The following is a 23,110-nucleotide window of genomic DNA, read 5'->3' on the forward strand; positions in this document are numbered from 1 at the left end:
TATCAACCATCAGTCCCATCCTTAGGCTTTGTACGAAAAGCCTTGATACTCGGTCTTGCATCCCCTCCCCGCGCCCGGCCTGTGTACCGGCCGAAGCGTGGGCGCAGCGACTGCGGCAGCTGGACGCTAGGAGCCCATAACGCAAATAAGTTAGACTGCCGGCCTATTTTGTTCAGGCCCCTCGTCATGCCCGCAGAGCATGCTTCCAAGCCCTATACCCTCCTGGCGATCGACGACGATCCGCAGTCGTTGATCGTGCTGTCGAAAACCTTGACCTGCGAGTATGAAGTGCTGCTGGCGAAGAACAGCGAGCGCGGCCTGGCCCTGGCGCGCAGTGCCAGTCCCGACCTGATCATTCTCGACATCCTGATGCCTGAGATGGACGGCTTCCAGGTGCTCAGCGCGCTCAAGAGCGACCCGGCGACTGCAAGCATTCCGGTGATTTTCCTCACCTCGCGCAGCAGCGTCGAAGATGAACGCCTGGGGCTGCTGCTGGGCGCCGCCGACTACATCGCCAAGCCGATTTCGCCGCCGGTGGTACTGGCCCGGGTGGCCACGCAACTGGGCTACCGCAACAAGCCCCTGCATGGCCTGCCAGCGGCGCCCGGACCTTGCGCCGGCAGCGACATGCGCGACGGTTTTGTCAGTGCATTGACCCTGCAACTGGCCGGCAATCCGCTGATCCGTCTCCAAGCCCTGCTCGACAGCCTGTCGATTGTGCTGCGCAGCAGCCTGAGCCGGCGCGACCCCGCGGCCTTTCGCAGCGCCGCCTGCCTGGCGCTGATGGGCCTCAATCAGCCGGGCAGCCGCATCGATCAGGCCCTGGGCCACAGCAGGCTGCTGATCGAAGAGATTCTCGCCCACGCCGAGCCGGAAGATCCGATCCTCAACCTCGCCTGGAAAATGACCCACGCCGACGCCTTGCTCAAGGGCCCTGGGGAGCTGCCCAGCGGCGAGCAGTTGCCACTCTCGGCCCGTCTGTTCGCCCTGGCGCTGAACTACCACCTGAGCCTGCTGCAGAGCGCGCCCGAGGACCTCCACAGTCGGCATGCGCATGCCATGGGCCAGCTGTGCCGCCAGCCCGGGTTCGAGCAATGCATCGACGGCGACCCGCAGGCGCTGTCGGCGGCCTTGCTCAGTTCGTCACAGACCTTTTTTGGCCGGTGAACGGAGGGTGAGCCTGGCCAATGCCTAACTTCGCGGATCTGGAGCTGTTCATTCTGATCGCCGAGCTGCAGGGCCTGTCCCCCGCTGCCCGCGTCATGTCGATCACCCCGGCTGCCGCCAGCCTGGGGCTCAAGCGCCTGGAAAGTCGCCTCGGGGTGCGGCTGTTCACCCGCTCCACTCGCACCATGAAGCTCACCCCCGAAGGCGCACGCTACCTGGACAGTGCCCAGCACGCGTTGAAGATCCTGGCCAACGGCAAGCGCTCGTTGCGCCACGATGACGGCATGCTGGAACTCACGGTGTCTTCCGACCTGGGCCGCAACTTGCTGCTGGACATGCTCGCCCGGCTCAAGCATGAGCGGCCGCGCATGTACATCAAGCTGGCGCTGAGCGACAAGCAAGAGGACCTGCTCAAGGGCCGCTTCGATGCGGCGTTGCGCTATGGCAAGAACCAGGCGCTGGATCTGGTCGAGCTGCCGGTGCTCAAGCAGCATTACTTCATCGCCTGCGCCGCGCCCGATTACCTGGCGGAACATGGCCTGCCTGAGTCGCCGCAACAGTTGAGCGAACACGAATGCATCATCTGTCACAGCATCGGCCGCCCGGAGAGTCGCTGGCGTTTCCATGGCGCCGGCAAGGTTGAGGACGTGCCGGTGCAAGGGCACTTTTGCTGTGATGATGGCGATGCCGCACGGCGCTGGGCCGTGGCCGGCCACGGCGTGGTCAACCTGCCGCTGCTGAATGTCGTCGAGGACCTGCTCGCCGGTCGCTTGCTGGCGCTGCTGCCGGGCTGGCAATCGGACCCTGCGCCGCTGAATCTGGTGGTATCGCACCGCTCGCAGATCACTTCGTCGTTGCGCGCCTTGCATCAATGCCTGGTCGAGCACTGCACTGACCGCATGGCCCGCTATCAGGCCCTGAGCCAGAACAGCCGCTAGCCCTGCAAGTCCATTAGCAGGTCAAGGGCCTGCTGGAACTCCAAGCGGTAGATCCGCTCTTGAATGGCCCGCAGCGGGCCGCATGGGTATTGCTCGTACAGCTCATCGATCAGCGTCAGGGCCTGGGCATTATGCTTGCGCAGCAGCTGGGCCAGCCGCTCCAGCGCCAGCACCTGCTCCGCGTCCAGCCCCTGGCTCGGCGCTGCCAGATCTTCGTTCGCCACTGGCAGGGAGGCCAGGCCGGCCAGTACCGGCTCCAGGCACTGCGCCAGATGCTCGATCAGCGGCCCCAGCGCTGCTGGCCCGGCCGCCTGTTCCTCCAGCTGTCTAGCGGCCTCCTTGACCGCCGTGGCGCCGATGCTCCCGGCATTGCCCTGCAGGCTGTGGGCCAGAAAGCCGATGGCGGCCAAGTCCCCGGCGGCATGGGCGTGCCACAAGCGCTCGATGACCTGCTGCTGGCCGTCACGAAAGTCGACCAAGAGTTTGCGGTGCAGAGCCAGGTCCTGGTTGACCACCGCCAGCCCCAGCGCGGTGTCGATTCCTTCGTAGGTCGAGGTCAAGACGCTTGCATCCGGCAGCGCTGCGCTCTGCGCGAGCGGTATGTCCGTGGCTGCGATCCAGCGCACCAGGGTCCGATAGAACGCCGCGACCTCCAGGGGCTTGCTCAGCAGATCGCTCATGCCGGCCGCCAGCGCCCTGCCCTGCACATCGGTCTGATTACTGGCGGTCACGGCAATGATCGGCAGGGACTGCAAATGGGGGTAGCCACGAATCTTGCGCGTGGTGTCGAAGCCGTCCATGACCGGCATCTGGCAATCCATCAGCACGGCATCGAAATGCCCCTGCTCCAGCAACAGGCGCAAGGCCTCGGCCCCATTGACCGCCAGCATCACCTGGACCCCGACGCGCTGCAGCAGGCCCTGCAGCACTTCCTGGTTGAGACGGTTATCCTCGACCACCAGCACCCGTTTCCCCGCCAGCCAACGTGCCGGGGCATTGACCAGACCCGGGGCCGCGACGTCGCCCATCGATGGCCCGGCAGGCGCGGTGCCGCTTGAGGTGCCGCCTTGCTCAAGCGCTGGCGGCGCCAGCCCCAGCTGCACGCTGAACTTGAACGTCGCGCCCTGCCCCAGCCGGCTATTGACCCAGATATCGCCCTGCATCAGTTGCACGATTTTCTTCGAGATGGTCAGCCCCAGGCCGCTGCCGCCGTAACGCCGACTGATGGTCCGGTCGGCCTGGACAAAGGCATTGAACAAACGGGCCTGCTGCTCGTCGCTGATGCCTACCCCGGTGTCGGTGACGCTGAAGCACAGCAGCGCCTGATGATCCCACTGGCGCACCAGGCACACACCGATACAGACATGGCCGGCCTCGGTGAACTTGATCGCGTTGTCCACCAGGTTGGTCAGCACCTGGGCCAGACGCAGGGGATCACCGACATAACGGCGCGGCAGTGACGCCGGAATATCCAACTGCAGCCGCAGCGCCTTTTCCTCTGCGCGCTGGCGAACCAGCAGCAACACATCGTCCACCAGCTCCCGCAGGTCAAAGCCGGTTTGCTCCATGCTCAGTTTGCCGGCCTCGATCTTCGACAGATCCAGCACGCCGTTGATGGTGCCCATCAGGTGCTTGGCCGCGCGGTCGATCTTTTCGATGTAGTCGCGCTGCACCGGCTCCAACGGCAAGTCCTGGACCAGATGGGCCATGCCGATGATCGCGTTCAGCGGCGTGCGGATTTCATGGGACATGCAGTCGAGAAATTCCGACTTGGCCTGGGTCGCTCGCTCGGCATCGCGCCGTGATTGCTGGACTTGCGCTTCCACCGCCTTGCGCTCGCTGATGTCCTGCAGCACCCCGGTGACCCGCGTCGGCGCGCCACTGGCGTCGCGCTGCATGATCTTGCCGATGTCCATGACCCACAGCCATTGCCCCTCTTTATTGCGCATGCGGTATTCGGCGCGGTATTCGCCGACTTCATCGTTCAGGTGCGCCTTGAGCCGGGCCATCACCGGCGCGTAGTCATCCGGGTGCACCAGAGCGGTCCAGCGCTCCAGGCCATGGCCGAAGGCCTGTTCCATCTGCTGTTTGCTGTAGCCAAGAATCTGCAGCCAGACATCGTTGTTGATGACGGTCCCCAGGCGCAGGTTCCAATCCCACAGCCCCAGGGCCCCGCTTTGCAGGGCCATGTCCAGGCGCTGTTCGCTCTGCTCGATCTGCGCCACGTCACGCTTGTGTCGTCGGGCGTCGGCCAGACGCCGCAGACCGCCCCACAGCAACAGCAAGAACACCAGGGCACTCACTCCTTCGATCAGCAGCACCTGTTCCGCCGGTAACAGTGCATCCAGGTCGCCCAGGGTGATCAGGGTCCAGGGACCGCTCGGGTCATTCCAGTCGAAATCCACCCGGGACAGGCTGTAGCGCCGGCCGTCCAGCCGGACCACCGGCTGGTGGGCATCGAAGGGCAAGCGCTCGGGCACCCCGTTGGCAAACCGATAGTCGCCGAACTGGCGGCGGATCTCCCCGGTGAAGCGGTTCCAGGGCCAGGCGCGGTCGGACTTGAGGACCAAGTCCGGGGAACTGGCGGCCAGCACCACGCCACTGGGGGACAGGATCATCTGCAGATCGGCGCTGTACGGCTTGCTCAAGCTGGCATCGAGCGTATCGGCGTCAAACCGCGCCACCAGCACCCCGATCACCTTGTCCTGGCGCGTACGCGACTCGAAGATCGGCACCGCCATGTAGAACATGCGCGTGCCGGTGCTGGTGCTGATGGCGCCGTAGACACTGCTGCCGCCATTGAGGGCCACTTTGAAGTAGGGACGAAAGGCCACATTCAGCCCCAGGGGCGTCTGTCCCTGCTGGTCGTAGGCGGCCACCACCACCCCGTCCCGGTTGAGGACAAACGCATGGTTGGCATCCACCACCAGGGACAGGGTCTTGAGCGGCTGGGTGGCCCGTTCCATCAGCTCGGCAGAGGGCGCAGGCTCCAGGACGATGCGCTTGAGCCAGGGGTTGTGGCGCCCGAGGATCGACAGTGCGCCAATGGCAAAGCCGTTGGACTTCCATTGTTCCAGGTCCTGGGCCTGCTCCTGGGTCTGCATCTGGACGCTGGCCCGGTAGACGTCTTCGACCTGCACCCGGTAGTAGTTGCCCAACGCCACTGCGGCGCCGACCGCGATCACCACACCCAAGGCATAACAGCAGCGTTTGTGACTGTGGAAGAAGTCCAATAACCCGTACAACCGCTCGCCCCTTTACCTTGAAAAAACCATGCCCGCCAACCCCGGCCCGGTGTCTTGCCAGGCCCTGTCAGCGTTTTGCCAGCCGGCGTGGAAACTCCGGCGGCAGAAAATCCAGGTCCGGATCGTAGTCGGCCTTGAGGTAATCACAAAGCGCCTTGAGGTCCTGGGGCGACAAGGTTCCCACCGCTTGCTTGAGCCGCAGGGTGTCGAGAATGTAGTCATAGCGGCTGTTGTTGTACTGGCGCACGGCGTTGTACAGCTGACGCTGCGCCTCCAGCACATCGACGATATTGCGGGTTCCGACTTGAAAGCCCATCTGCGAGGCCAGCACCGCGCCCTGGTTGGAAATGATCGACTGGCGCCGTGCCTGCACCTGATCGACACCGCTGTTGAGGCCACGATGCAGGTTGCGGGTCTGCTCCACAACCTGACGCCGCAAGCCGTCGTTGAGGGACTCGCGCTGGTTCATCCGCTGGTGGGCTTCGCGCACCTGGGAGCGGGTCTGGCCGCCGCTGAACAGCGGAATATTCAACTGCAGCCCGACCGTGCGCTGCTCGACGTTGCCGCCGTAGCCGTTGCCACGGATATCGCTGTTGCCGTAACCCAGGCTGTCGTTGTCACCGATCTGGTAGCGCAGCACCGCATCCAGGGTCGGCGCGTGCCCGGCCTTGCGCGCGCTCAGGGTCTGCTGCGTCGCCTCCAGGGCGAACTGGCTGGCCTGCAGGGTCAGGTTCTGGCGCACGGCGGTGTCCACCCAGCGCCGGGCGTCGTTGGGTTCGGGCAACAGCACCGGCATGTCGTGGCGCAGCCCCTGGATCGCCTGGTACTGCTGATGCGTCAGGGTGTCCAGGGCTTGGAAGGCGTCATCGGTCTGCTTCTGCGCGACGATGCGGTTGGCCCGCGCGGTGTCATGCCCGGCCTGGGCCTGCAGCACATCGGTGCGGTCCGACAGGCCCAGTTGCAAGCCGCGCTCGGCCAGTTGCTGCTGGCGCTTGAGCGCCGCTTCCTCGGCCTTGGCCGCCGCCAGGGCATCCTGGGCCTTGAGCAGGCCGAAATAGGCCAGGGCGCTGTCGAACATGAGTTTCTGCTCGGCGGCGGCCAGCTCCAACTGGGCCTGCTGGTCTTCAGCTTGTGCCGCCTTGAGGGCGAACCAGCGATCGGCGCGGAATATCGGCTGGTTCAGCACCGCCTGATAACTGCTGCCACCGCGCCGGGTGTCCTGCCGTGGCTGCTGCAGGGAGGTGCGGGTGGCATTCAGATCGGCGCTGGCGGACAGCGTGGGCAGCAGGCCGGCCCTGGCCTGGGGCACCGCCTCGGCGCGGGCGGCCTGATCGGCCTGGGCCGCCGCCAGCTCGCTGTTGTTCTGCCGGGCATCCAGGTACACCCGCCACAGGTCACTGGGCAGCGCCTGGGGCCGCTGTTGTGACATAGGGGGTGGCGGATGCTGCGCTGAGTCTTGTGGCAGGTCTTGCTGAGGCAATGGCACCGCCTGCGCCAGGGGCGCCACCAGCAGCGGGACGACAAGCAGCCAGCCGGCAAAGGCTCGCTGCCGCGAATTCATGGGTTTGCTCATGGTTGGATCTAACACCGGGAAAAGAGGGAGCCGCAGACAGGAGAGGCTTTGCGCCCCTCCTGTGTTGCTTCTGCGCGGTCAGGTCAGTGAAGGCACCAGCACCGCCTGCGCGGCCTGATGGTGTTTGGGCAGCTGTTCGCGAGCGCCGCCCGTGTCAGCGAAGGCCGCCATGGCCCCGCTGAGTTTTGCCAGGCTGGGGCCCTGGCCATCCGGAGCCGAGTCCAGCTCATTCGCCGCCGAGCTCAGAGCGTTCGCCGCCGGTAGCGTCTCGCGCTGGCTCCAGGCCAGCTCGAACACGCTGTCCCGGGCCGATCCGCTCGGGCCAAAGCCCTTGAGCAGCTGCTCGACGCTGAGCATCGACGAATCGCCTTTGAGCTCGATCAGCAAATGCCCATGGGCGGCCGCCTGGTTGCCCAGCACCTGGCGCAGCACCAGGGCCGTGCCATTGCCCGTGTCGGTCAGCTGCACGTCCTCACCCCGCCGGCTGACGAGGATGTGCTTGCCATCGGCCACCGGCAGGATCACCCGGTCCAGGGCCAGGCCCGGATCGTCGTTGTCGATGACCACCGAGCGGTAATGCGCCCACATCGCCGGAGTCAGGCGGTAGGTGTCATCCCCGGCGCCGCCGTGCAGCACCACACTGTCGACCCCGGCAATCAACGGCGGCGCCAGATCATCCTGATGACCATTGCCGCTGGCGCCCTGAAGCAGCAGCGAGGAGCCGATGCGCTCGACATTGGCGTAATGGCCAAGCTGCAGTGCCTTGCCGTCCTTGAGCTGATACAGCGCCTGCTCGGTCGGGCTATAGACATAGGCCGAGTTCGGCGTCCCGGCGACGACCCCGATAAAGCGCAGGTCGCTGCCCGCAATGCCGTTGCTGGCAAACATCTGCCCACTGGCGATATCGAACCAGCCGCGGCTGGCGCCATCCTGCAAGGTCAACACGCCTTTGGCGCCCCACTGTCCGGCCACGGTCGCCAGGGCCTGGGGCAGATTGCCCAGATGTGCCTGCTGCCAGCCCTTGTCCACGGCCACCAACTGCACATCGCCGTTGTTGCTGCGCAGCAGCACTTCGCCCTGCACGGTGGTCAAGCGCAAGCCGGCATCGACCTGGACTGCCGAGCGCAGTTGCAGCGTGGGCATCCAGTCAATGGCGGCCGGCAATTGGGCCGAGGCCTCAAGCACCTCATCGTTGCCAAACGCGTTCGGCAGTGCCTGTGATGTCAGCGGCGGCTGCAGATAGAGCTTGCCGCTCTCGGGCTCGAACAGCCGGGCACTGCCACTGGCACCGTCGAAGCCGAGAAACTGCAGCGGCTTGTCTTGCAGCGCGGACGACGCCACCACCACCTGAGCGTTGTGGTACCACACTGGCAGCGCACGCTTGCCGTCGGCAGCCTTGACCCCGAATACCGCCAGGGTGGCGTTGCTGCCGGCGACCTCGGCGAGGTCCTTCCACCAGCTACTGCGACCCTTGAGCCAATGCTCGTTGACCGCCTCATAGCTCAGGCGCCCGGTCGCCTCGATCCGCGCGATGCGCCCGTCCTTGGTCACGGCCAGCAGATGGCCGTTGAGATTGAGCACATTGGCCAGGGGCGGCGTGGTCAGGCGCAAGGCGCTTGGCTGGCCGGCATCGAGCACCTGCTGCCCCGGCCCTTCCTGGCGGAACAGCACCTGCTGCGCCTGGCTGTAGAAATAGAACACCTCCTGGCCACCGGGCTGGGCCAGGCTGCCGGCCAACACCAGGTCCGCCGGAATCTTCCAGGCACTTTGCACCTGCCCCGATGCATCGGCACTCGGCGCCTGCCCGGCCGGTGGCGCCAGGTTCGGCTTGATCACCACACCATCGCTGCTGCGCACCCAGTAGCGGTGCGCGACTTTGGCGTTATCCAGGCCAAATACCGTGATCAGCTCTGCCGCGGTCGGCTCCAGCAGGGGCGCGCCCAGGCTGTACACCGGGGTGTCGCGCGGGGTGGTCTGTGCCTCGTAGCCCTTGAGCAGGGTACTGAGCAGGGTCTTGGCGTCCTTGCCATGCTGACCGTTGCTTGCCGACAGTTGCAGCAGCGAGTCATCGCCGACCACCCCCACCAGTTCCATCCGGTCACCGAGGATGCGGAAGCTCAGCTCGGCTTCTCGTTCCTTGAGCTGATAACGACGGGCCAGATACACCGCATCGCCCTCTTGCCAGAATCGGCTGATCTGGCCGGTGCTCTGGTTGAACGACGGGGCGAACTGCGCATCGACCTTGCCGCTGGCAATGTCGACCCGCCAGGCGGCGGCGTTCTGGGCATCGACGAAGTAGGCATGCTCGCCGATGACCGCGCCCAGCTGGGCGTTGCCGGCCTGTTGTACATCGGTGTCGGTGAACAGCATGCGGTCCTTGGCGACGTCGTAGTACGCCCGACCGACATTGCGCTCACCGTGCTTGTAGTTCTCCACCAGCACGTATTGGCCGTGCAACTGGTGGGCCTGGGCCAGGTCCTTGAGGTGCTGTTCGATGCGCTGCCCGGGCACTTGCCATTGGCTGGCGTCTTCCTTGACCACGTCAGTGGTCTGGCCGACAAAATCGACTGCCCGCACTTCGCCCTTGGCGTTGACCAGCAGCACCTCGCCGCTTTGGGCCGGATCGAGCCTGACCTTGACCCCGCCCACCAGCAAATGGTCCTTGGCCACCGTGATGCTGTCGCTCTCCAGCTGGCTGCTGTCGATGATCCAGCGTGACCGCTGACTGCCGGCCTCGTTGCTGAGCCTGACCTCGGCGCCTTGGTTGAGACCGATCAGGTATTCGCCGCCGGCGCCCTGGATGTCGTAGCGCAGATAGCCGTACAGTTCCTTGGGCAGCTGCGGTACGACCAATTGCCGGTTGCGCCCATCCAGCAGCACTTCTACCGGCGTCTCGACGTACTCCTGGTGAATGCGCCGGATCGTCTCCTCGCTCGGGAAGATGTAGAAGTCGTAGTCGAAGCGCCGGTCCTGCTCGAGCCTGCGAATCACATCGAAGCCCGTGTCATGCCGGGTAGTGGCCCCCGGCAGGATCATGTACTCGTAGCTGATGTAGGACTTGGGTGTGCCCGGCAGGATCACCGTCCGGCTGTCGCCGTGGTCGAGTTTGGGCGGCTGGGCGCCGTGGCCAATGCCGCTGCGCACCTCGATCGCCTGGGCGCGGTCGTGGATCATCCGCGGAAAGTCGCCAACCCAGAAGAAGTAGTTGATCGCCCCGGAGCCGGTAGAACCGTGATGGGTGCGGTAGATGTACTGGCTGTCGAAACCGACCTCGCTTGAGCGCAGGTCGAGGCGCTTGACCACCGCTCCGGGCAGCGGCACCAGCACCTGCTGTTTCTCGTCATAACGGTAGCCGTTGCCTTGATAGGCCTTGTCCAGGGTATCGAAGTAACGTCCCACCGCCTTGGCGTCTTCGGCCACCGCGCCAAAGGCCTGGGCCAGTGCCGTGAAGCCTACCGCCAGGCCGCCGAGGATCACCCCCGCGCCGCCCAGCACCGCCGCAGTGGTCGAGGCGCCGACCAACCCGGCACCGATGCCCGCCGCGCCGCTGACGAAGCTCGCCGAGTCGAACGCCAGTTGGGTGCCGAATACGGCTTTCTGCACATCGTTTTCGGCATGGGCCAGCTCGTAGGCATCCAGGCCGACCATGGCCCCGCCAAACAGCACGCCTGCACCCTCGTTGACCGTGTGCCCCAGGGTCGAGGCAAAGTCCTTGAGCGAGGACTCGGCGGCCAGGGCCTCGCCGCGCAACGCGGTTTGCACCAGTTGGGTGACCTTGGCCACATCTTGCAGGGTGCCGTGGCCGATCTGCGCCAGGCCCAGATAGCTATGGATCTTCAGGGCCGTGGCCAGGTCCGGTGACACCACGCCCTGGGCTGCGTCCTTGCGGTTCTTGTCGGCCAACCACTGGATCAGGGTCTGGACCGCAAAGCCCGCGTTCAGGCCGTCCACATGCGCCGCTTCGCTGACCCCGGCGCGGGGCCGGATCTGCCCGTGCTCCAGGGTGAAGTGCTCGCTGAGCACGCTCATGTGCTCATCGACGAAACGACGGAATTCGACAAAGGTGCCGTCGTCGGTGCTCAGCCAGCGGGTCTGCTCGGGCTGGTCACGGTTGATGAACTGCACCCGATAGCCGCCCTCCGGCTGCGCCTCGGTGTTGGCGATGATCGGTATCCACTGGCTGCTCAGCTGGTGCTCCTGGGCCAGTCGAGTGCTGGCGGCATCGAAGCGCGCGCCCCATTGCTCGGCGTCGAAGGTGGTCAGCGCCGCACCCAGGCGCAGGTCCTGGCTGACGCGCTGCTGGGCACCTACCGCCTGCTCCACCTGGCGGCGTTGGCCGATGACGCCGGCCAACTCCTCGGGACGAGACAGATCGGCGACATTCAGCCCGCTGCCCAGCGGCACCTCGGCCATCTTGTGGGTATCGATCTCGACCAGGTTGAAGGCCGGCTGCGACTGGCTGCCGAACGAGCCGTAGTGCGCCGCCAGTTTGCGGCGCACCAGGTGCTGCTCCATGGCCTTGGCCAGGCCCTTGCTGGAATCGAAGGCGAAGATCCCCACGTTCGGGTCATAGAAGTAGTAGCGACGGCCTTCGGGCCCCTGGGTACTGCCCACCAGCATCGAGTGGTTCTGGGTGTTGAGGGCAAACATCGAGTCGCTGCTGCTGTTGGCCAGCCGCGCCACCACGTCGGACAACTGGAACTGCCCCAGCGCCTTGGAGGCCTGGACCGCGTCGACATTGGAATGCAGGCGGATCAGGCTGTTCTTGAGCAAGGTCGAGCTGCCGGCCTGGGGATCGGCCGAGGCCAGGAACAGCTTCTGCACCAGGCTGTTGACCCCCGCCTCGCCGCCATTGGCCAGGGCCACGGCCATGGCCCGCACCAGCGGGTAGCAGCGCCCGCCGGAGCGGTCACCCACCAGCGACAGGTAGAAATCCTGGGGCGCCAACTGACTGAAGACACTGCCAGCGCCCTGGAAATCTTCACTGAAGGTCGCGGTCTGGCGCAGCACCTTGTCGATGTATTCGGCCTGGCTGGTTTCGCTGATGCGAGCACTCAAGGCGCCACGCTGCCCAGGCGTGAGCTGACCGTCGAGAAACAGCCGCTTCATTTCCAGGGCCGACTGCTTGCCGTCCAGCCCGGGAATCTTGATCTCGCGGAAATCCCGCACGCCATCGCTGAAGGCCGTGCCCCGGGCCCCGCGCTGATAGGCCTCGGCTATGGCGTAGCGCTCGCCGACGCTGGTGCTGCGCTCATCGCCGCCACCCTGGATCGCCGTGTCGTCGGTGCGCACCACCGCAGCGCTGCCTTGCTGGGCCTGGATCTGCTGCCAGAGCCAGGTCTTTTCCACCGAAGCGGCCTCACGCAATACCGGCTCGTACTGCGCCCGGTAGAAATCCTGGGTGAGGTTGAGCTGCTTGATCTGCTGGTCGATCAGGCGCTTGTCGCCCGCCCCGCGCCGCTGCTCCTGGAGTTGATAGCGCTGGTTGCTGAGCTGTTCGATGTCGGTACTGACCTTGGCCTGGACCGCTTCGCGCAGCCGATTCCAGGCGGCAATGGCCGGATGCTCGGCAGAGAAATCGCCGCCGTTGTAGACGCCATCGGCCACCCCTTCGCTGGACACGCCGAACTGGCTCGCGACTTTCTTCAGGTTCTGGTGCACCTGTTCGCGGTACTCGGCGAACTGGGTCCGGTTGCGCTCCTGCACCTGGCTGTCGGCGGTCTGGATGGCAAGCGGCTCTGCCCCCTCGCGCAACTTCGGCCAGACCATCTGCCCTTCGCGCTGGTACTCCTGGCGCTGGAACACCAGTTGCCACTGGCCGTCGACGAATTGCATGTACGCCGCAGCCAGGCCCTCGGCCGTGCCGGCCACCTGGTAGTCCTTGTAGTCGACCGCCATCACCACGTTGTCGTACAGCAGCGAACTGTTGACCCGACCGTCGTGATAGACCCGATAGGTATCGGCGTCCAGGCGGGTCACCACCAGCGAGCAGCCCGACAAGCTACCGGTAAACAGGAAGCTGCCCGGGCGCGCCTGCCGGGGAATGTCCACATAGGCCGGCGCGGCGTTGGCCTGGTTCGGCCCGTTGTAGCCGAGGAAATACGCCGGCACGCTGTCCGCGCTCGCGGCGCTTACGGAGTTGGCGCTGTGCTCGGTGTATTCGAGCTCATACAGCTTGGGCGCGACTTCCACCAACTGCACGTTGCCCTGGGCCGGCAAGCGTCCCGCCTTGACCAGGGCCTCGGCGCTGAGGGTGTGGGTCTGGGCGAACTGCACCGGGTCGGCGGCAAACTGATGAATGTCGGCGCTGCCCTGGCGTGGTTCGAAGCCGGCCTCGAGCCCCACCAATCCGCTCTTGAGTTGCCGGTCCTTGGCGGCCTGCCCCAACAGCGCGGGCAGCGGGCCGAGGTCGGTGAAGCGCGGCGGATGGAACTCCTCGCTCGGCGCCAGGCCTTGATTGACGATGGGCAGGACTCGGGCCATCACCGCGTCGTACAGCTCCCCGTGCAAGGCCTCGCGGCGCCCTTGGGCACGGTAGCGGTCGAAGGTCTGCAGCAGGTCCTGGCCGATGCTTTCCGGCCCCTGGGGTTCATAGCGGGCGGCGACATACAGGGTTTCGAAGAACGAGTGATAGCCGTTGCGGATCATGAAGGCCGCGTTGGCCATCTGGAACTGCCAGTACTGCTTGACGCTCGGCACACTACCGAGCAACTCCGGCAAGGCATTGCTGACGGTCTGGGTGGTCCCGGAGATGCCCCCCACGAACGGGGTGTCCAAATCGTTCATGTAGCGCGTGGCTTCATTGTTCGGGTCGGGACGGAACTGGCTGTAGCTGCGGTACTTGTCGTCCTGGATCAGCAGTGCTTTATCGGTCTGGGCCTGCTCCGGGTGGGTATTGAGGATCAGGTAGGGGTCGGGCTGATTCAGCCGGTTGTTGATCATGACCTTGTCGGCGCCGGTTTTCGGCGTCAGCGCGGCATGGGCATTGACCGGCACCGCAGCCTTGGAAAAGCTGTCGGCCACGGGGCGCAGGGCATGGAACAACGCCTGCTTGCGCAGGCTGCGGCCCTGGTCGCCGGACAACAGCGCCTCGACCGTCGGCCGCAAGGCGCCGTCGGCCGGCGCCAGGCCCTGGGGGCCGCTCAACAACAGGTTCAGCAGTTTGCTGTCCAGGCCGCGCTCCAGCGCCACCTGATCGAAGACATGCACCTTCGGGTTGCCTGGATGCTGCGCGGCGTTGGCGCTGGCCACGCGCTGGGTTTCCACCTCGATCGCCTGGGCGCGCCACTGTTCGTACAGCGGTGCCAGCAGCAACTTGGCCTGGGCAATGTCGCTTTGCAGATAGCCGCCTTGCAGGACCTTGCCCAGTGCCTGGCTCTGCACCAGGTTCTGCCCCAGGTCGAACAGCAGCTGATCGTTGTCGTGGCTCTGCCAGACCGACGCGGCGAAGGCCTGTTCCCACAGCACCTTGTTCAGGTTGTTGCCCTTGATATCCCGCAGGCTCGGACGGCTGTGTTGCGCCAGCAGTACCCCGGCCGGGGTGATGTGGTTGCGTTCGAGCAAGCGCGTCAGCTGTTGCACGAAGGTGGCGCGCTCGCTGCTGCCTTCGAACAGCCGGCTGGCCTTGAAGCCCTTGTCGCGCAGTTGTTCCAGGCGCTCGAAAAACGCCGCGTTGTATTGGTACAAAGCCTCGGTCTGAGCCTTGCTCAGGTGGCTGCTGCTGACCTTGTCGCCCTCGACGGTCATCAGGGCAAACGGCGTCGCCGAACGGAAAGCGTCGCCCTGGGGCATTTCCAGCAGGTACTGGTGCTCGGCAAAGCCGACCGAGCGCTCCAGCTCATGAATATTGACGAACAGGCCGTCGCGGTCCGGGTGGTAGCTGTTCTGCCGATAGTCTTCGACGCCCAGGGTCTGGAAGCTGCTGAGGTCCGCGTTCTGGTTGATCAGCTCGCTCAAGGCGCTGGCCAGGGGCACTTCGCGGGGCACGCTGGTGCCGGGCGACTGGCCCGATACCTGGATGCCGACCTGGTTGGGCACCTTGCGATCGACGTTGGTCAACAGCAGCTTGTGGCCGTTGCTCAGCACCTGGGCCTTGAAGCCTTCACGCAGGGAGCTTTCCGACACCAGATGGTTGGCAAAGTACTGCTCGACGAACCCGGTCTTGACCAGCACTGAGCGAATCGGTGCATAGGTCGGCGAGCGCATGGACGGCGGCTCGCTCTTGAGCCGGTACTGTTGCTGCCAGGCCAGGGACCGGGCCGCGGTGCCAAAGGAAAAATTCAGCACGCCGTCGGTGGGCACCACCAGCCGGCCGTGGTCCAGGTAGAAGTCCTTGAAGCGCCCATCGGTACTGGCATTGACCAGTGCCACGTTCATGCGGATGTAACCCGGGCGCTCTTCCATCATCAGCAGTGACAGGTTCACCGGCAGCTCGTCGGAAGCCCGAGGCGGCTTGGCCAGTGCCGCCAGGCTCGCGGCCTGCTGCTGCGGTGCGGCCTTGAGCAAGGCGTTGTAGCGAGTACTCACCTCCTTGTAGGCCTGCAGCTCGGAGAACAGGGTCACGTAGGCCTGACTGAAGGTGGAGTCGGCAACCTGCACGCTCAGGAGCTTCTCCAGGCGGTTGATCCGGCCCTTGAGCTCTTTCTGCTTGGCCGGCGCATCGGCTTGCAGGACCTCGGCCTTGGCGCCACCAGGACTGAGCAGCCGCAGGGCCTTGTTCCAGGTGCTGTCATAGTGACTGATCGCCGTGTCCTGGCGGCTGTACAACAGGATGTCGCGGTCCAGTTGCTGCTTGTAGGCAAGGGTGGCCGGGGTGTCGGCGATGGCCTTCATTTCTTTGCGGCGTTGTCGCAGCACCTGCAACTGGTCGCCCACCGAGACCGGGTTGTCCTGCATCTGGTAGTGCTGGGCGGCCAGCACGCTCAGGGTGCTCTGCTGCATTTCCAGCAGCCGCTCGCCGACCTGGCCGATGTACTCGGCACGCTCGTCGGCGCTCATGTGGAACCATTCGGTTTGCCGCCCTGCCGTCTTGATCTGTTGGTCGATCAGGGTATTGAGCAGGCGCGTGAAGTCCTTGGACATAAAAGCCATTGCAATGATCCTTTGTCTGTTTTGAGCCGGGCCCTGCGTATTGCGCAGGGCTGCCTATGGATATGCGGAGTGGGGAGACATGACGGGTGGCTGAGTCCTCCTGCCGTGGGTGGGGTCAATCCTTCATCTGCAGTGCCCATTGCCGGGCATACACGCCATCCAGGGCGAGCAGCTGTTGATGTGTGCCTTGTTCGAGCACCCGGCCCTGATCGATGACCAGAATCCGGTCCGCGTGGCGCAGGGTGTTGAGGCGATGGGCGACACTGATCACCGTGCGGCCGCGGACGATGCCCTGCAGATTGGCCATCACCGCCGCTTCCGACTCGTAGTCCAGGGCACTGGTGGCTTCGTCCAGCAACAGGATGCCGGGGTTGGTCAGCAGGGCCCGGGCCAGGGCAATGCGTTGCCGCTGGCCGCCGGAGAGCTGGCCGCCCCGCTCGCCCACCTCGGTCTCGTAGCCTTGGGCCAGGGCCTCGATAAAGGACGCCGCCCCGGCCAGACTCGCAGCGTGCTGCACTTCGGCATCGCTGGCCTGAGGCCGGCACAGGCGGATGTTCTGGGCAATGCTGCCGGCGAACAGCACGCTCTCCTGGAGCACCACGCTCATGTTGCGGCGCAGGGCCACCGGGTCGGCGATGGCCAGGTCGATGCCGTCCACCAGCACCCGGCCGTGCTGGGGCACATAGAGGCGCTGCAGCAGGCGGGTCAGGGTCGACTTGCCGGAACCGGAGGGCCCGGTAATGCCGACGAACTCGCCCGGCTGGATCTCCAGATCCAGCTGGCGCAGCACCTCCTGGCCGTCTTCTTCGTAGCGAAAGCGCACGCCCTGGAAGCTCACGGCGCCCTGCAACGCCGGCACCGAGGCCAGACCGCCGCTACCGCTTTCACAGTCGCTGTCGAGAATGTCCCCCAGGCGACGCAGGGAAATCAGCGTGTGCTGAAAGTCCTGCCAGACCTGGGCCAGGCGCAGGATCGGCTCCACCACATGCCCGGCCAGCATGTTGAAGGCCACCAGCTGACCGGGGCTCAACTGGCCGTCCAGCACCAGCATTACGCCCCACCAGAGCAACAGCGCCGCGGTCAGCTTCTGGATCAGGCCGATGCCCTGCCCGGCCCAGATCCCGACGATGCGGGTGTGGAACGCCGCCCGCACATAGGCCGCCAGCTGGCGCTGCCACTGCTGCTGGAAGGCGCTTTCGATGGCCCCGGTCTTGATGGTCTCGATGCCGCTCACGGTCTCGGTGAGAAACGCCGTGTTGGCCGCATTCAACTCGTATTCGCGCAAGGCCCGGCTGCGCAGCAAGGGCCCCACGCACAGCCAGAAAAGGAAATACAGGGCCAGGGAACCCACCACCACCCAGGTCAGCAGCGGTGCATAGCTGTACATCACGGCGATGAACAGCCCGCAGAACGCCAGGTCCAGCACCAGGGTCAAGGCCGAGCCGGTGAGAAACTGGCGGACCTGCTGCATCTCGCCGACCCGGGCGATGATCTCGCCGCTCTGGCGGCGCTGGAAATACTCCAGCGGTAACTGGATCAGGTGCTGGTACAGGCGCGCGGACAGCTCGGCGTTGATCTTGCTCGCCACATTGCTGAACAGCCAGGACCGCAACAGGCCGAACAACGGCTCGAACAGCGCCAGGGCCAGCATGGCGATCCCCAGCACTTGCAGGCTCGACAGGCCGCGACTGACCAGGACCCGGTCGATGATGTTCTCGAACAGCAGCGGCGTGACCAGCGCCACCCCTTGCAGCATCAGCGACACCAGCAGCACGCTGCGAAACTGGCGCCCATGCTTGAGGATCGACGGCAGGAACCAGGAGACGCCGAAACCACCGGTCTTGAGTTGCACGTGCCGCTCGGCCAGCAGCAGCACCTCTCCCGTTCGCTGATCCTGGCCCTGCCAGAGCGTCGCCAGCTCCTGGCGCGACAGGCTCTGGCATTGCCCCTGCAGCGGCCAGAACACCCGGACCTGCTCGTCCTCCACCGCCTCCAGCACCGCCCAGCCGTGAGTGGTGTTCAACAGTGCCGGCAGCGGCAGGTGATGCAGGCGCTGCACCCGGCTCTGCACCGCCCGTGCGCGCAGGCCGATCCAGCCGGCGCAGCGCCGCAGGTCAAGGCTGTCGGCCGGACCTTCAACCCGTCCCAGGCGGTGAGTCAGTTGCGCCACGCTGATGTTCAGGTCGAAGCGCCGGGCGGCCCAGGCCAGGGCGTGCAGGCCGGTGTCGAGCAGCGTCGCTGAGGGTTCGCAAGCGGCATCGAAAGCGCGGGTCATGTTCAACGCTCCCGCAACGCTTCGGACTGATACTCACGAATCGGGCTCAGCAGGTAATTGATCACCCGCCGCTCGCCGGTGCGAATCTCGCCGGTCACGCTCATCCCCGCCTGCAAGGGCATCCAGCCCTGCCCCGCGGCAATGGCCGCACGCTCCAGGCGAATCCGCGTGGGGAATACCAGCCCCAGCTGTTCGTCCTTGATGGCATCACCGGAGACATGCTCCACCGTGCCGCGCAAGGTGCCGTAGCGGGTGTAGGGAAACGCATCCACCTTGATCTCCACAGGCTGGCCGGCCCTGACGAAGCCCACGTCCTTGTTCAGCACCATGACCTCGGCATCCAGCTCGGCCCCTTCGGGCACGATCACCAGCAACTGTTGCGCCGCTTGCACGGCGCCGCCCAGGGTATGCACCGCCAGTTGCTGGACCACGCCGTCCACCGGTGCCAGCAGGGTTTGCAGGCGCTGGCGGTCGCGGCCACGAATCAGTTGCTGCTCAAGCACCGCGATCTCCTGTTGGCTGCGATTGAGCAATTCGTGCTGCTCGCGCTGGGTCCTGGCCAGGAAGCTGTCGCGCTGCTCGCGACGGTTCTGCGCCTGGGCCTTGAGCACCTGCAGCTCGGCCTGTTGCTGGGCCAGCGAACGCTCGACCTCCAGTTGCTCCTTTTCCTGCTCAAGCAACTCGACCATGGGCATCAATTGTTCAGCCGCCATCGCCCGGCGTGCATGGAGCCGTTTGCGCACATTGCTGGACAGCTTGCCCAGGGCGCTGATCTCGCTGCCCCGGGCCCGCTGATTGGCCTGGTTGATGGCGATCTCGGCGTTGAGGCTGTCCAGGTTGGCGCTGATTTCCTTCCAGGTACTGAGCAGTTGCTCCCGGGCCGCTGCTACCTGCTGTGCATCCAGGCCAGCCGGCGCCTGATAGCTGTGCAAGGGCTCCGGGGTCAGCAGTGCGCGGGCCCGGGCCAGCTCCAGACGCTTGAAGTCCAGTTGCGTGCGCAACTCGCTCAGTTCGGCGTCGATGCCAATCGGGTTCAGCGCCACCAGCACCTCGCCGGCCTTGACCCGCTGGCCGTCACGTACGTGGATGGCCCGGACTTCACCCGCCTCGTGGGCCTGGATCACCTTGGTGTAGCTGGAGACCATGAGGCGCCCGGCGGCACTGGCATGAATGTCGAGAAAACCGAAGATCGCCCAGCCCAGGGCCAGCAGGATCGCCAGGATCAGCAGCAGCGCCGTGCAGCGCGCCCAGGGCGCCGGTGGCCGCTCGACAATTTCCAGGTAGCCGGGCTGGAACTCGTACTCGTCGCGGCTGCGCTTGAGCCGCGTCCGCGCATCACCCAGGCGCTGCCAGGCGCGGCGCCAGCGAGACAACAGCGTGCCGAACATCATGACGCCTCCTTGCTCAGCGCCTGCTGCAACGCCCACAGGCGCGCGTAGCAACCGCCGTTGGCCAAGAGTTGCTGATGGCTGCCGGATTCGCTGATACGCCCCTGTTCCAGGGCGATGATGCGTTGGCAATGCCGTACCGCAGACAGCCGATGGGCAATGATGATCACCGTGCGTCCCTGGGCAATGCTCGCCATGTTGTCCTGAATCAGCGCCTGGGATTCGTCATCCAGGGCGCTGGTGGCTTCGTCGAAGATCAGCAGGCGCGGATCGCCCATCAGTGCCCGGGCAATGGCGATGCGTTGCCGCTGGCCACCGGACAACGAGCTGCCGGCTTCGGCCAGCACGGTGTCGTAGCCCAGGGGCAGGCGCAGGATGAAATCATGGGCACCGGCCAGGCGCGCTGCGGCAATCACGCTTTCCAGGGAAGCCGTGGGATGGCGCAGGGCGATGTTGTGGCGCACGCTGCGGTTGAACAGGTAGTTCTCCTGGAGCACCACGCCAATCTGGCTGCGCAACCAGGCCGGCTGCAACTGATCCAGGGGCAAGCCGTCGATCAGGATGCGCCCGCCATCGGGGGTGTAGAGTTTCTGCAGCAGGCGGGTCAGCGTGCTCTTGCCGGAGCCGGACGGCCCGACGATGCCCAGGGTCTGCCCGGCGGCGATATGCAGGTCCAGGCCGCGCAGCACCCACGCAAGTTCCGGACGGTAGCGGAACACCAACTGTTCGATGCGCACTTCGCCACGCAAGGCCTGTGCCGGACGCAAATCCCCCTCGGCCTGCTCCACCGGCAGGTTGAGCATGTCGCCCAGCTTGTCCACCGACACCCGCACCCGGACGAACTGCTGCCAGACCTCGATCAGCTTGGCCACAGGCTGGCTGACGTGGGACAGCATCATGTTGAAGGCAATCAACTGGCCGATGCTCATCTGCAGGTCGATGACACGGCTCGCGCCCCAGCAGATCACCGCCACCGCGGTGACTTTCTGCAACAGCATCACGCTCTGGCTGATGGCGCTGCCCAGGGTCTGGCTGGCAAACCCGGCCTCGACCATCTGCGCCGTCTGCGACTCCCAGCGACGCTGCATGCGCGGCTCCACCGCCAGGCTCTTGATGGTTTCGCTGCTGCTGACGCTTTCATTGAGAAAGGCGGTGTTGCGCGCCGCGCTGTAGAACTGGCGCTCGATGCGCTTCTCCAGCGGACCGGTGCTGAACCAGGCCAGCAGCGCATACAGCGGCAGGGTCAGCAGCACCAGCAGGGTCAATGGCCAGGAAATCCAGGCCATGACCGCAAAGAACACCAGGGTGAAGGCCACGTCGACACACAGGGTCAGCAGCGAACCGGTGAGGAACTCGCGGATGCTGTCCAGCTCCTGGACCCGGGTGATGATCGCCCCCACCTGGCGTTGCTTGAAGTACAGCAACGGCAAGCCCAGCAGATGGCGCAAGAGCTTGACCCCAAGGCCGATGTCGATGCGATTGGCGGTGTGCGCCGCCAGGTATTCACGCAAGCCCTTGAGCAGCACCTCGAACAGGCCCACCAGCACCAGGGTCAGCACCAGCACGTCGAGGGTCGACAGCGCCCGGTGCACCATGACCTTGTCCATCACCGCCTGGAAGAACAGCGGCGTCGCCAGGGCCAGCACCTGCAGCAACAGCGAGCACAGCAACACTTCGCCGAGTATCCGCCGATGGCGCAGCAGCTCCGGTACGAACCAGGACAGATCGAAGCGCAAACCGCTCTGGCGCAGGCGAATCACCTCCCCGCTCCACTGCTCGGCCAACTGCTGGCGATCGAGCATGTCCGGGGTCGGCATTGAAGGTCGCTGCACCAGCGCCTGGGTGTCCGAAAGCCGCGCCAGCAGCATGAATTCGCCGCTGTGGTTGCGCCAGACCAGGGGCAGCATCTTCGGCGTCAGTCGGGCCAGCGCCAGGCGCTCCAGGCGCAGATCAACGCCGGCGTTGCGCGCATAGTCCCTGAGGGCCTGGCGCAGGTCCGACGAGGGGGGCTGCTCCTGGGATGGCGGCTGCGCAGCAGGCGGTAGGCGTTCCTGGGTCAGTTGCAGCAGCAGATGGCAACAGGCCAAGGCTGAGTGAACGGCCGTATCGGCCGCGGATGAGGTGGCAGACAGCGTCGTCATAGCGGCGCGTCCGCTGAAAACAGGCTGCGGGGTGGTGCAATAGTGACTGGCATAGACCGCTCGTTGCTTGCTCCAGGGAGCGTGGAGGCACGAACGCAGTCTGAGTCAGCCAATTGCGAATGATAATCAGCAGTTTGATTGAAGCGTTTTAACTAAAACTTAAGGCTGTCCCCTAAATCCCCTGCATGCCCAGGCTGCGCATGCAGAGGGACCTGGTCCCAGGCTGGCGAGGCTACTGATACAGCGCTGCCCACGGCTGTTCAACCTGAGTGTCAGCGCGTAGCAGTCGCTGCCCTCACCGGTTGCGCCAGCCCTGAACCGTGATGGCAATCAGCGGTCAAAATAATCCGTCAAATCCATCCATCTCTGCACATAACCCTCTAATCTTGGCGGCACGTTTTGCAGGTCGTTGCGGTCGGTCTTTGTTGGTGTCGAATACGCAGCGTTAATCCGAGAGCATGAAATGCCACTGTCTGTTGAGTTACTGCCATGACTCATGTGAGTCAAACGTTGCGCCAGCGGGGGGCGCTGATCCTGACGACGCTGCTCGCGCTGATGGTCTGGGGGCCCGCAGTGTCTGGCGCAGAGTCCCGTAGCTTCGACCTGTACATCGCCGAAGCGCCGCCTCTATCGATGCTGGACCAGTCCGGCCTGCATGGCATCGTCGGCGACGCGACACTGGAAGCGGCGACCCGGGCCGGATATACGCTGCACTTTGTCGAAGTGCCTTGGGCACGAGCCCAGCAAAACGTACGCAAAGGCGTCGACAAGCTGATCATTCCGCTGTCGCGCACGCCAGAAAGAGAGGCTGATTACACCTGGATCGCGCCCATCATGAGCATGGACAGAGCGTTTTTCAGCCTCGATAAACGCGTCCAGAGCATGCAGCAGGCACGGGAAACCTTTGCCCGTATCGCCGTTGGCCGAGGCAGCGCCCAAGAGCAAAAACTGCGGGCAGAGGGCTTTAGCGATGCCCAGATCTATCCGTTTGAGATTGGTGAGAATCCGGCGCAATTGCTGCTGATGGGGCGCGTCGATGCCTGGTTCAACGGCATTCCTGAAACGCAAGCTATCTGGCGCAAGCTGTCAAACAGGACGTTGCAGGTCAGTCCGTCCTTGATGAAGACCGATCTGTATCTGGCCTGCTCCAGACAGTGCGATGCGCTGCTCGTGCGCCACTTGCAGGCGGCAGTCGAGACACTGCGCAAGGACGGTACGCTGGAGCGGATAAAAAACGCTTACCTGAAAGAGCCGTGATCCGTTGCCCCGGCGCTGGTCAATCAGCACCTCGCG

Annotated in this window: 9 protein-coding genes; 3 read left to right on the forward strand and 6 right to left on the reverse strand. The window is 65.1% G+C overall.

The features are described from left to right. Positions 1-186: 186 nt before the first annotated feature. Together PQT43_RS12495 and PQT43_RS12500 are read left to right on the forward strand one after the other, a co-directional pair. Entirely contained in the window at positions 187-1,167 is a 981-nt protein-coding gene (locus PQT43_RS12495; RefSeq protein ID WP_272754009.1) for a response regulator, read from the forward strand. A 20-nt stretch (positions 1,168-1,187) separates the two neighbouring features. Beyond that, positions 1,188-2,105 (forward strand): LysR family transcriptional regulator, encoded by a 918-nt coding sequence (locus PQT43_RS12500; protein WP_272754010.1) that lies wholly within the window; start codon positions 1,188-1,190, stop codon positions 2,103-2,105. On the opposite strand, the gene PQT43_RS12505 is transcribed toward PQT43_RS12500, so the two are convergent. The 6 genes from PQT43_RS12505 to PQT43_RS12530 form a co-directional block, all read right to left on the reverse strand. Next, positions 2,102-5,338, reverse strand: coding sequence for an ATP-binding protein (locus PQT43_RS12505; protein ID WP_272754146.1), 3,237 nt, complete (start codon positions 5,336-5,338; stop codon positions 2,102-2,104). The two genes, PQT43_RS12500 and PQT43_RS12505, sit on opposite strands and share 4 nt — an antisense overlap. Positions 5,339-5,417: 79 nt before the next feature. Then, positions 5,418-6,923: a TolC family outer membrane protein gene (locus tag PQT43_RS12510; protein WP_272754011.1), complete on the reverse strand. Its 1,506-nt coding sequence runs from the start codon at positions 6,921-6,923 to the stop codon at positions 5,418-5,420. Positions 6,924-7,001: 78 nt separating this feature from the next. Continuing rightward, entirely contained in the window at positions 7,002-16,013 is a 9,012-nt protein-coding gene (locus PQT43_RS12515; RefSeq protein WP_272754012.1) for a TcdA/TcdB pore-forming domain-containing protein, read from the reverse strand. Between the two features lie 115 nt (positions 16,014-16,128). Further along, positions 16,129-18,288: a type I secretion system permease/ATPase gene (locus PQT43_RS12520; RefSeq protein ID WP_110651693.1), complete on the reverse strand. Its 2,160-nt coding sequence runs from the start codon at positions 18,286-18,288 to the stop codon at positions 16,129-16,131. 2 nt (positions 18,289-18,290) lie between these two features. Next, a complete protein-coding gene (locus tag PQT43_RS12525; protein ID WP_272754013.1) occupies positions 18,291-19,679 on the reverse strand; it encodes an HlyD family type I secretion periplasmic adaptor subunit in 1,389 nt (462 codons plus the stop codon). Next, positions 19,676-21,817 (reverse strand): type I secretion system permease/ATPase, encoded by a 2,142-nt coding sequence (locus PQT43_RS12530; RefSeq protein WP_272754015.1) that lies wholly within the window; start codon positions 21,815-21,817, stop codon positions 19,676-19,678. The genes PQT43_RS12525 and PQT43_RS12530 overlap by 4 nt, the downstream gene beginning before the upstream one ends. 489 nt (positions 21,818-22,306) lie before the next feature. Between PQT43_RS12530 and PQT43_RS12535 the strand changes: the two genes are divergently transcribed. Further along, a complete protein-coding gene (locus PQT43_RS12535; protein WP_272754016.1) occupies positions 22,307-23,074 on the forward strand; it encodes a substrate-binding periplasmic protein in 768 nt (255 codons plus the stop codon). The last annotated feature ends 36 nt before the right edge of the window (positions 23,075-23,110 follow it).

It is taken from the genome of Pseudomonas sp. BLCC-B112 (genome assembly GCF_028550695.1).
Lineage (GTDB): Bacteria > Pseudomonadota > Gammaproteobacteria > Pseudomonadales > Pseudomonadaceae > Aquipseudomonas > Aquipseudomonas danubii.